Source organism: Methanobacterium alkalithermotolerans, from assembly GCF_018141185.1.
GTDB classification, from domain to species: domain Archaea; phylum Methanobacteriota; class Methanobacteria; order Methanobacteriales; family Methanobacteriaceae; genus Methanobacterium_F; species Methanobacterium_F alkalithermotolerans.
The window spans coordinates 423,781-434,565 of the sequence record NZ_CP058560.1 but is presented as its reverse complement, the minus strand read 5'-3'; the positions used below and the strand labels follow the sequence as shown (position 1 = coordinate 434,565).

Below are 10,785 nucleotides of genomic sequence, written 5' to 3'. Positions count from 1 at the left end.
GAAATAATTCTCTCAGAATTTGAAAATAGAAAATGATTATTTTTATAACTACATGAATCACATGAAGTTATTATAATACTCTAATATTCATTTAATTTCCAGAAATAAATTTTTATAATTATTGACAATATTATCCCATGAAAAATCTGTTTTTGCTTTTTTATAAGAAAGTTCCGATAATTTTGTGTAATCAAAATAGTCTTTTTCTATCGAATTTATTTTTTCGCTTAGATCATAATCATTATTAAAATAAATCACATTATCTTCAGCTACTTCCCTGTTAAAATCGTTATCATTTGCAATTATAATATTTTTCATAATCAAAGCTTCTAAAAGAGACGGATTAGTTCCACCTATAGAATGTGCATGAATATATCCAAAACAATGCTGTCTAAACATGTTTAAATGTTTTTGGTTGTAAATTCCACCTGTTAAAATTATTTTTTTATCAGGCCAATTATTTATAATTGTTTTTATATTTATTTCATAATCCTCTTCACATGAAAAATTACCTATTATAATTAAAGGTTTATTACTATTGCTCTTAATATACCCCTCTAGAATAGTTTCTATATTGTTATCTGGCTGGAGCCTTGCGACAGCTAACCAATATGCACTGGGATTTACTTTAGTGTTAGTATAATAATCAATAATCTTTTGTTCCCATTTTATTTCAGGAATTTCATTAACCCCGTATGAAATATAAACAACTTTATCATGATACTTTTTATCGATATGATTAATTAGTTTTTTATTATCTATTATAGTATAATTAGAACCTATTAACGCTAATTTAAAGAAAAATTTCAATAGCATTCTTTCATTTTTACTAAATTTTGATCTTTCCCATTCTAAACCTGCCATATTAACAAAACTTTTTTTTCCAAGAATTCTAGGAAAAACGGTGAAGATATTGGCACTAAAACCTAAAAAGTAGACTATATCATATTTAAAGCTGCAGATAATGCCAAAATAAATATCATAAAAAAATTCAACAATTTTCCTTAACTGATAGTTTTCAGGCATTTTAAAAGGGAAATATATAAGTTTAGCTCCCTTGTACTCTGGAGGCATTTCAGTATCTCTTTCACAAGTACAATAAACTTCGAAACCTTTTTCTACTAATCTTGGTGCTAATTCACTAACGAAAGTTTCAAATCCACCATAATTGGCAATTCCCCTAGCTCCTACAATGGCAATTTTTTTATTAGGCATTTTATCTCCACTTAAAACGTTTCTATTAATTCTTTCAAGTGTTCGCCAGAAGAAGCGCCAATAACACACTGATTTATATTTATAAATCTTTTTAAGTAATCACTTGAATCTTTAACAGTGAATGCTCCTCCACCTAATACATTCATAGCAATAATTTTTCCATTATAATCTACTATATTTTTTTCGACAATTTCTTTGGAGGGATTCATATCATATCCTGATGGATTTAAAGGTGTCATAACATATTTTGGTTTGATATTCCATGAATCTAAATTATTCTTTAACATTGGAAAATTAAGTGTGATTAAACCAGGATCTATTCCTAAATCATCTTTAACATAACTTTCATATTTTATAAAAGCATCCTCTATTTTCAAAGATAAAAGTAAATCAGTAAAAACATTATGCAATAACAAAGATTTAATGTTGACATCAGTAAACGGCGAAACTTCTAATTTAAGAATTGACATGGCTAAGGCCATATAATCTCTCTTTAAAAAATTACTTGCCCCTTTTAAGGCAAGCCCCCCAGCCCCGATAAAACCTGTTTGGCCCATTAAATCAGATAAAAGTCCCTTGATTCCTTTTTCATTCATTTTTTTAACATATCCAACTACATAAGGAACTTGAAGATAAAAATCCATATCAAATGTTTGATTTTCTTTATAATAGTTAAAAAATTCTATCATTCTTGGATGTGTTTCTATAACCATCCCTTTATAACCTAAATCACTGGCATTTTCTGCAACTTTATAAATATTTTCAATATTTGAAAATTTTTTTTCTCTTTCCCTACTTCTATCTTCTGAGATATGACTTATACCTATAAATTGATTATGCCCTAATATTAATTCCATTTTTAAACACCATATTTTATTTTTTCCAAACTTTCGTTTTTTATTGAAGAGTATATGGAATCAATAACAAAGTTGGTTTTAGCAGCTTCTTTAAAATCACATAAACTAGTTTTATCTTCATTTATACATTTTATAAAGTGTAAATCTTCTAAAGTATATTCTGGACCACCTATATCCAATGGAACTTGACTAGTAAGGTTCTGCTTATAAAAAGTATTCCAACCCTCTTTAATTTTTCCATTATTTATTTTAGAGTATATCTCAACATATTTTTCAGTAACCACTACATCACCATTTTCAAACTGTATATTGAATTTTAGCTCAGGTAATCGGTAGTTACGCCTTGACCAGGAGAGTTCCATGCTTCCCATGATACGTTCTTTTAGTTTAAAATTAGCTGAAACATAGTCCTCTACATTTCCACTAAAAACGGTTTTACCTATAGCATTAACTGAATCAATTTCTCCAAAAAAATAATGTAGTAAATCTATTGCATGAGATCCTAAATCAATTAATACCCCACCACCACTTTTAGATGGATCATATTGCCATCCTTTTTCTTTATCTAAAACTTGCTCTACAAACATCTGAGATTGAAAAGATATAAGTTTTCCCAGAGTAGAATTTTCGATAATTTCTTTTACAAAGCTATAAGTTCCAGCAAACCTTCTACAATATCCAACTAATGTTTTTCCATTAATTTTTTTATTTAAAATTGATTTACATTCTTCTGAATTCAAAGCTAGAGGTTTTTCTACCATTATGTTAAGATTGTAGTCATTTGCTTTTTCTATCATGGGTTTATGGAGAAAAACTGGTGTTGTAATTACAAGAATGTCTAAATTTTCGGATTTGATCATTTTTTCATAATCGGTATATACTTCGACATTTGGAAGATACTTTTTTAATCCCATAGACATAACTTTATCTTTTTCAGCTATAGCAACAAGATTACTATCGTTTAGGCCATTAAAAATACCTGAATGTAGTAATCCCATTTTTCCAATCCCTATTACGCCTACATTTAATTCGTTCATTTTACCACACAATTATCATATTAAATATTATATAAGCAATAATGCTATTTTTTGAAGATTTTAATTTTTTATGGCAGGTTATCTATAACTATAATTGTTTAGGTTTAATTCTGCTATTTGGCTGGTCAAATTACTGCCCACAAACCTGGCTACTCCTGTAATTAAGATTATCTTATCTTCATATATTCACTCACCGTAACCGCCTAACATCTTTAAAAAACTTTTTATGTAGATTATCATTACTAATTAGAATACGGTTATCTTTGTTAATGAGACTATAAACTTTTTCATTGAATACTATACTGCATAATAGTTTTTAGTTCATGAAACAATAAATTAATAAGTATTTAATGATCATGTACTAAAATGTTTGCGAATAACATGGAAACTAAAAAGTACTGGTTACTGAGGGTCGGGTTTTATTGGATCTAACCGGCTTATAGATTATAGTCTGGATACTTATCATAGCTGATGATTTTACAACCAAAGTCAATAATATAGACTTTTCCAAGCCAATACTAGATTTAAAATCTGATCCCTAGGTTCCACCACAAGAAGAAATACAAAAAACCGTAGACTGGATGAAATGTACTAAATCCTCGATTATAATATTCTGAACATAACCGGTAAAAACATGAAAAAAACAGCAGGAATGATACTATGCGGCGGAATGGGAAAAAGATTACGCCCCCTAACTGAAGAAATACCCAAAACACTAATCGAAATACAGGATAATTACACCATCATGGACAAACAACTTGCAGAATTCAAAAATGCAGGGGTGGGCCAGTTTATTATTAACTGGATTTTTAGAGGATAAAATCCGTCAAAGGTATGGTGATGATTGCCTGGGGCTTCAGATAGACTACGTTGAAGAAGATAAACCATTAGGCACCTTGAATGCCATCCGGTTAGGTTTTGAACATTTAAAGTATCAACCCTGTATTATACGTAATGGGGATGTGGTGGCCGATTTAAATATCAAGAAGATGGTTGAACAGGGGGAAAAATCCAGCTATCCCTTATCGATCTTCATCACTCAGATGCAATCACTCTATGGTATAGTAGAATTAAGTGGTGACCGCTTAACTTCCTTTAAAGAAAAACCAGTCCTTGATTATTATATTAATGGGGGAGTTTACTATTCCCCGGGAAATATAGACTTTGGAGAATTTGAAACTGGAGATATTGAAAAAACGGTTTTTCCCAATCTGGCCCGTGAAAACCAGTTAGGTATTATAAAGAAGAAGGAACTCTTTTGGATGGCCATTGACACTGCCAAGGAATTAGTAGAAATCCGGAAAGAATATCATAATCGGGAAGACAAGCCCGGGGGATATGAGAAAGTACTAATTAGTACGGATAAATACTTGAATAAAGAACTCTTCATTAAAGAGGGCTACCAAACATCCTTCCATTTCCATGAGAAAAAGGACGAGACCATGTAAATTATGCAGGGGTCCGGTTATATTGAATTTGAGGATAGAAATGAGTTTTTATCTAAAAATGATACCATTCGTATTGAACCAGGGGTACCTCATTCCATAGTGGCTCAGGATAATCTGATTTTACATGAGATTTCCACTCCCCATTTAGATGATACGGTTCGTATAAAGACTATTACCTTAGAACAAATGTTTTAGTATGAATCAGTAACTGCTTAGATTATCAATTGAAAATAGGATATAGAAATGAATTACGATGTATTAAGAATCAATTAAATAATGAACAATAACCTAGTAATAATTAAAACATATAAAGACAACTTCATTTTTTTTATTAAATCACTTTTAATTAAATTATTATAATGATTCAAAGCTATATTTGCCCCTTACCATATTTTCTCATTAATAAGAAAGGTCTTATAAATATATACAATGGAAAAAGAAATTTGGGTAGTTGCAAAAATTTATATTCATCGCTAGTAGGCTTACTCAATCCATAAATACAGTCTTTCATCCCAATTTGAAAGCTGTCCCTTTTTTTTAGATCTAAAAAGAATTTTCCAATTAAGTTCAAGGAATTCTCATCAATATTAAAAATTCTATTTTTTATTTGTAGTGCTATCTCTTTTGCCGGGTTATCTGAATTTATTTTTATTTCAGCAGGAATTTGACTTCCCCTAAAATCCTGAATTAGAATCAAGTTTATAATTAATATTCTTTTTACACCTAATTCTTCTGAAATTTTCATTACTTTCTGCCAGTTAAAATCTTTCTTTTCTAAAACTTCTCCCAGGTCCATAATCCATAATAATCTATTCCAGTTATGTTTAGCACAGTGAATACACATCATTAAAAATTCATTTTCCGCGGATGGAGTTCTGATTTCAAAATTATTAATTCGGTTAAATATTAAATCACTAAATAACCTATTTGAATCGGATTTGAAAGAAAAATAAGGACCTTCAAAATTCCAATTTAGCTCAATTAAAACTCCAGATGTATTTTTAAATCTATATTCACTATCCAGCTTCATATAAGTGGAATTATCAACTTCAATAGGTGGATCCAAATAGTAACCATTAGAATTCATTATATTTTTTGCTTTATCCACATCTGATTTTTCAATAAATAGGTCTATATCTCTAAATTGCCTATACCCCACATTCCCATAAGCACTATAAGCTAAAACCGGCCCCTTATAAGTAACTGCCTTTACACCATTATCCTCCAGTAACTGCATAACTTTAATAAGCTCTCCTGTTAGCAATAGATTCCGCCGGGCATTATCATGAAAATTAGTTTTAAGATACCTTAAAACATCAACAGGAACTTTAGAAGGAGAAACAGCATTTAAATTAATATATAAAAGGGGCAGTAACCTGTGTCGGGTAGCCATATCCAATATATGCTCCCAGTCTAAATTGTTATCCAGAATAGAAATTATCTTAGCTTCATCTTCTTTTTCCAGTTTACTCCGGGCACAACTAAGCAGTAATTCATCTTCTGCTTTTAGTTTATAATCCACAACCATCCACTAAACTCCAATATTATATTATTTATTCATAGGGGATGGTAGTTTATAAAAAGTTCTAATTTGAAAAAAAAACAATTAATGAAAATACCAGGAAAAACTTTTAAAAAAAGTAAGCTGTAAATCCAATCTACCTACAAATTCATAATTAAAACCAAATTCACTCTACAAAACCTCACCATAAACAATAAAAGAAAGTGTAAAACCTAAATATTTCTCATTTTTTATACTGCACTGTGGAAACATCTCTTCTAATTCACTCTTTTTAGGTAAGTGGATGGAGTCTACTAACTCCCGGGCTTTTTCTTTTTCCGGGGTTTTTTTAAAATAGCCCAGAGTGAAGTTTCTAAGTAGCAGGGTTTTAAGGGGTAGTGGTAGAAACTGGAAGAGGGGGAAGAAGAAGTGGGGTTCTATAGGTGAATAATAGTTAGGTGCCTGGAGGAAGTATCTTTTTCCTAAACGTTGCATTTCACCGGCCATCTTTTTTTGTTCTTCCAGATTTCCCACATGTTCTATAACCGAGTTGGAAAATACTATATCAAATTCTTTATCCGGGAACTCTTCCATGTATCTACCATCACCCTTCACACTCTTTATATTAGGATATCTGGTTTCTACCTGGGACAGGTTTAATATGGTTATGTGGTAATCTTCATCTCCGGCAAATCCCATTATATCCCAGAAAACTTCTGTTCCACCTACATCCAGAATCTTTAAGGGCGGGGTTAGATTGGAAATCAGGTCTTTGAAAATTTCTATCCGCTCTAAGCGGATTTTACGTGCTAATGAATTTTCCTCTTCAAAATCCGCAATACTCTGGTATATTTTTTCCAGCATTTAATTACCCACAAGTTTTAGATTAAATATTTATTTATCCTTCCCCAGCCATTAAAATCAAGGCCTTAATTCTATTTTACTGGTATAGGGCCGGTAGTTTAAAGCAATAGTTTTTTTTACAGGTTGTGGTACCTCAAAAAAAGCCATAACTTCACCTAAAATTAATTAATTTCAAAATAAAACCATAATCCATAATGACCCCCCCAGGTTATAATTCACCTTCTAAAGTTATATATAATAATTAGGTACTGATAGTTTATAAAAATTTTTAATTAATAATTTTAATCCATGCTATGGGGGGTTAGTTTTAAAAAATGTCTAAACTAATTATCATACTACTTATCATCTTAGCGGTGCTAGCCATATCAGGTTGTACCATGGATACTACTGCAGAGAAAACTTTTGGAGAAAAGGATCCTGCTACATCAGAAGATTTATTCCTGGTTAATGCCACCGGGGAGCACTATGATCGTAATGGAACTGAGTACTATTTTGTGTGGGGTTATGTGGGCAATAGGGCCCCGGTACCTGCACCTAATGTGGAGATAACGGCCCAGTTTTTTAGTGAAAACGGCACCCTTATTGGTACCAATACCACCACTCCCTACCGACCTAAAAACATACCCGAAGAAGGAGAATCCTACTTCTATGCCGGTTTTAGAGATCCTGATCAAAAAATAGCCAGTTATAAGATCAGTCTAAGTATTAAATAATAACCCTTTAGGAGTTTTAGTATTAACTAAAACCCTTACTATTTTATCTAAACTTACCCCTTTTTTAATATTAACTAAAACCCTGACTATCACTCAAAATACTAAACTTACCCTTTTTATTAACTAAATCATCCCAGCTTCCTTCTTCTACCACCTCACCACCTTCCAGGACATAAATATAATCAGCATTTTTCAGGGTGGATAAACGGTGGGCAATAAGGAGTACAGTGATATCACCCTCCAATCTCTCCAGGGATTCAACTATCTTTTTCTCATTTTCACTATCCAGGTTACTGGTGGCCTCATCCAGTATCAAAAGAGAAGGTTTACGGATTAAAGCCCTTGCTAGGGCAATTCTTTGCCTTTCTCCTCCAGATAAACGCACCCCCCGATCACCAATAACCGTATCCAAACCATTTGGTAAATCATAAACAAAACTGGCTGCTCCTAACTCCAGAACCTCTTTTATATCATCCATAATGGCTTTTTTATTGGCCAGGAGTAAGTTATTTTTTATGGTATCATTAAAAAGGAAGGTGTCCTGGGCCACGTATCCTATCTTTTTTTTCCAGGAGTAATTATCACTTAAAGTCACGCCATTAACTGTAATCTCACCCTCATCGGGAGTAATTAGTCCCATAACTAAATCAGCCGTGGTGCTTTTCCCGGCACCAGATAAACCCACCAGAGCGGTTACTTCCCCTTTTTTAATCTTTAAATTCAAATCATGCAAACCAAAACCATCATCATAGGAGAAGGAAACATCCTTAAAACTAATCTCTTTTTCAAAGATTATCTCATCCAGGTGACCTTTTTCTTCTTTTTCCTTGGCGCATTCTGTTTTTAGTTTTTGCACATTACTAAATGCCGGCAGCATATTTAAAAAGTATTGGTAACTGCGCTGGGCTAGAGAAAACCGGGGGATAATACGCACAAACAAAAAGAGGAGCACCAGTAACTCGGCAGTGGGTATTTCTAAAACTTCCACCACTACATAAACCACAAGAGACAGTATCACCACCGAGCCCACCTCAAATAAAAACCGTACATCGGCGTATCCTTTTATGGTCTCGATGAATTTACCTGCTACTGAATCACTCACCCTGGAGTATTCTTCCACATTTTCTTTTTCCAGGGCAAAGCTTTTCACGGTTTTCATGCCTTCCAGGTGCTGACTACTAACTGCATACAACTCCCGGGTAGAGATGGTTAAGTCCTGGCCCTGTTTATGTGAGTCCCGGGTTTTCTTTTTAAGAATAAAAAGTAGTATCACTCCCACCACAAATAGTAAACCAGCCACCGGGCCAGATAACTGCAGGGCAAAGACGATGTACACCATTAAAACAAATATACTAACTAGAAGAGTTAAAAACTGCCCGGTCCCGGTGATAATCCGGTCTATTTCACCACTAAGAGCATGCAGGTATCCGGATACTGGTTTTCTACTAAAGGCCAGCCACCGGGAATTGGTCACACTTTCAAATAATTCATTCCGCAAGTAGGCCCCATAGTTGTACTGAATCTGGGAACTTTTTATACTCTGCCACCGGCTAAGATAGCTATTGAGGGTGATGATCCCTACATAGATGATTAACACCACCCCCAGGGTGGGGGTTAAATTGAAAAATTCAAATACACCACTTACTCCCGCAGCAATTTGCCCTAGACCACCACTACTAACCGGTACTCCCACCAGATCCAGTAAGGGGATTAATAATAAGAGGCCCACACCCTCGGTGAAACTGATAAGTATCATTAAAAATAGGCTTAAAAGAAAACCAGGGGTGTTAAAATTAAAGAGGTTAACGAGATATTCCCATAATATGCGCTTTTTAATCATTTAAAACCACATCCTCTTCTACTCTTTGGACCATCGTATCCAGTTTATCCAGACCTTGCTCTATATACAACTTTTTAAGGGATATTTTTTTTAAGAGCTTACCATAATCAGCTAAACTCTCCTTTTGATAAGTATCAGAGAATATATTAGCACAATATGAGTTACGGATAAGTTCTATCAGTCTCTCCTGGGGACTAATATCTTTAATTTCAGTTTTTTCAGCCCTTTCTATAACATAGATGTGCTTTAGGGGGACGGATTTTTCAGGGAAGTTTTCCACCACGCAGGACCTTTTAGTTGATTGGGAGTGTATAGGGAAACACACAAGAGGACCATCCCATAACTCTATGGTTTCAGGCCATAGTTTTATCCGGGGTATCCCCGGATAAACCACTGGAATATCATCTATAAATTCCAGGCTGCTTACATCATCTGCCACCAGCGAATAACCTTTTTTTAAAAAATAAGCTGTGGTGGTGGATTTACCAGCACCATTGTGTCCCACAAAGCCCACTCCCCTACCACCTATATCTATGGTGCTGGAGTGTAACACCATCCTTCCCTGCAGGTGCAGGTATATGCCCAGGGCCGGACCTAAAATTAAGGATCTTAAAAAATTATCTTCAATACCGGTATCGGGATTAACTATTATCTCCTTAGAACATATCTGGCAGATATCCCTATCATTCCACCTTAAAAAGACCCCTTTTTTAGTTATAACATACTGGCTGGCTATCCGGAACACACCTTTATCAAGGATATCACGAGAATTGTAACTAAAAGAACCATATTTTATGGTTAAATCCTCTTTTCCTTCAATTTTTGTTAGTTCCGGGAACTCCATACTTGAGTGGATGGTCAGATGATGGGCGCTGTAAGTTGACATTTTTTTCTTAAATTCAAATTTTATATTTAACCGATTTGTTATTCAGGCCTATAATAATTATTAGTGGGGATATTTTTATGGCAAATTTGTTTAGTAGTAGTATTTGATAAGGAGAATCTCATTTTTTCTGATTTTTTAAAACTTGTATTTTGTTTATAAAAATGTCCTTAATAACCCTACTACTGCCTTATTTTTATGTTACAATAATCACAAAAACTTAAGGGTGTAACAATCATTTGAAGATAGGAGAAGGCCAGCATAGATAACCTTTCTAAAATATTTTAATTAATAATCAGAATTACTATGACTAATTATTTTACTTAAAAATCATTAAAATATCTAAATCTTAATTTTTAAAGGATTATAATCCTTTCTGAAAGTACAATTTTTATTAATTTTCCTTCTAAATTCTTAGTTTAGTCAT

General features: G+C 33.1%; 11 protein-coding genes. 4 read left to right on the top strand and 7 right to left on the bottom strand.

Annotation, left to right across the window (positions count from 1 at the left end; genetic code table 11):
* Positions 1–87: 87 nt before the first annotated feature.
* From HYG87_RS01980 to HYG87_RS01970, 3 genes are read right to left on the bottom strand one after another with little or no spacing between them, the layout of a single operon-like run.
* On the bottom strand, positions 88–1,215 hold the full coding sequence (locus HYG87_RS01980) for a DUF1972 domain-containing protein (protein ID WP_211533565.1): 1,128 nt from the start codon (positions 1,213–1,215) through the stop codon (positions 88–90).
* Positions 1,216–1,226: 11 nt separating this feature from the next.
* Entirely contained in the window at positions 1,227–2,072 is an 846-nt protein-coding gene (locus HYG87_RS01975) for a hypothetical protein (RefSeq protein WP_211533564.1), read from the bottom strand.
* A gap of 2 nt (positions 2,073–2,074) precedes the next feature.
* Positions 2,075–3,109 carry a Gfo/Idh/MocA family protein gene (locus HYG87_RS01970; RefSeq protein WP_211533563.1) on the bottom strand — a complete coding sequence of 345 codons (1,035 nt, stop codon included), beginning with the start codon at positions 3,107–3,109 and terminating at the stop codon, positions 2,075–2,077.
* A 634-nt stretch (positions 3,110–3,743) separates the two neighbouring features.
* Here HYG87_RS01970 and HYG87_RS11090 point away from each other — a divergent pair.
* Genes HYG87_RS11090 through HYG87_RS11085 form a run of 3 tightly spaced genes read left to right on the top strand, consistent with a single transcriptional unit; the run spans position 3,744 to position 4,752 of the window.
* Positions 3,744–3,929: a nucleotidyltransferase family protein gene (locus HYG87_RS11090; protein ID WP_394357447.1), complete on the top strand. Its 186-nt coding sequence runs from the start codon at positions 3,744–3,746 to the stop codon at positions 3,927–3,929.
* On the top strand, positions 3,883–4,557 hold the full coding sequence (locus HYG87_RS01965; protein ID WP_394357446.1) for a sugar phosphate nucleotidyltransferase: 675 nt from the start codon (positions 3,883–3,885) through the stop codon (positions 4,555–4,557). The genes HYG87_RS11090 and HYG87_RS01965 overlap by 47 nt, the downstream gene beginning before the upstream one ends.
* A 3-nt stretch (positions 4,558–4,560) precedes the next feature.
* Entirely contained in the window at positions 4,561–4,752 is a 192-nt protein-coding gene (locus tag HYG87_RS11085) for a cupin domain-containing protein (RefSeq protein ID WP_394357445.1), read from the top strand.
* Positions 4,753–4,927: 175 nt separating this feature from the next.
* Here the strand turns inward: HYG87_RS11085 and HYG87_RS01960 are convergent, their stop codons facing one another.
* Both HYG87_RS01960 and HYG87_RS01955 read right to left on the bottom strand, forming a co-directional pair.
* Entirely contained in the window at positions 4,928–6,085 is a 1,158-nt protein-coding gene (locus HYG87_RS01960; RefSeq protein WP_211533562.1) for a nucleotidyltransferase domain-containing protein, read from the bottom strand.
* A 165-nt stretch (positions 6,086–6,250) separates the two neighbouring features.
* Positions 6,251–6,922: a class I SAM-dependent methyltransferase gene (locus tag HYG87_RS01955; protein WP_211533561.1), complete on the bottom strand. Its 672-nt coding sequence runs from the start codon at positions 6,920–6,922 to the stop codon at positions 6,251–6,253.
* A 314-nt stretch (positions 6,923–7,236) separates the two neighbouring features.
* Here HYG87_RS01955 and HYG87_RS01950 point away from each other — a divergent pair, with 314 nt between their 5' ends.
* Positions 7,237–7,635, top strand: a complete 399-nt coding sequence (locus HYG87_RS01950) for an FxLYD domain-containing protein (RefSeq protein WP_211533560.1) — start codon at positions 7,237–7,239, stop codon at positions 7,633–7,635.
* Positions 7,636–7,705: 70 nt separating this feature from the next.
* Here HYG87_RS01950 and HYG87_RS01945 read toward each other — a convergent pair whose 3' ends face one another.
* Complete coding sequence (locus tag HYG87_RS01945; RefSeq protein WP_211533559.1) at positions 7,706–9,475, bottom strand: ABC transporter ATP-binding protein; 1,770 nt, start codon at positions 9,473–9,475, stop codon at positions 7,706–7,708.
* The gene (locus HYG87_RS01940) at positions 9,468–10,361 is read right to left on the bottom strand and encodes a hypothetical protein (RefSeq protein WP_211533558.1); all 894 of its coding nucleotides are present in this window, start codon (positions 10,359–10,361) and stop codon (positions 9,468–9,470) included. Before HYG87_RS01940 ends, HYG87_RS01945 begins: the two co-directional genes overlap by 8 nt.
* Positions 10,362–10,785: the final 424 nt, after the last annotated feature.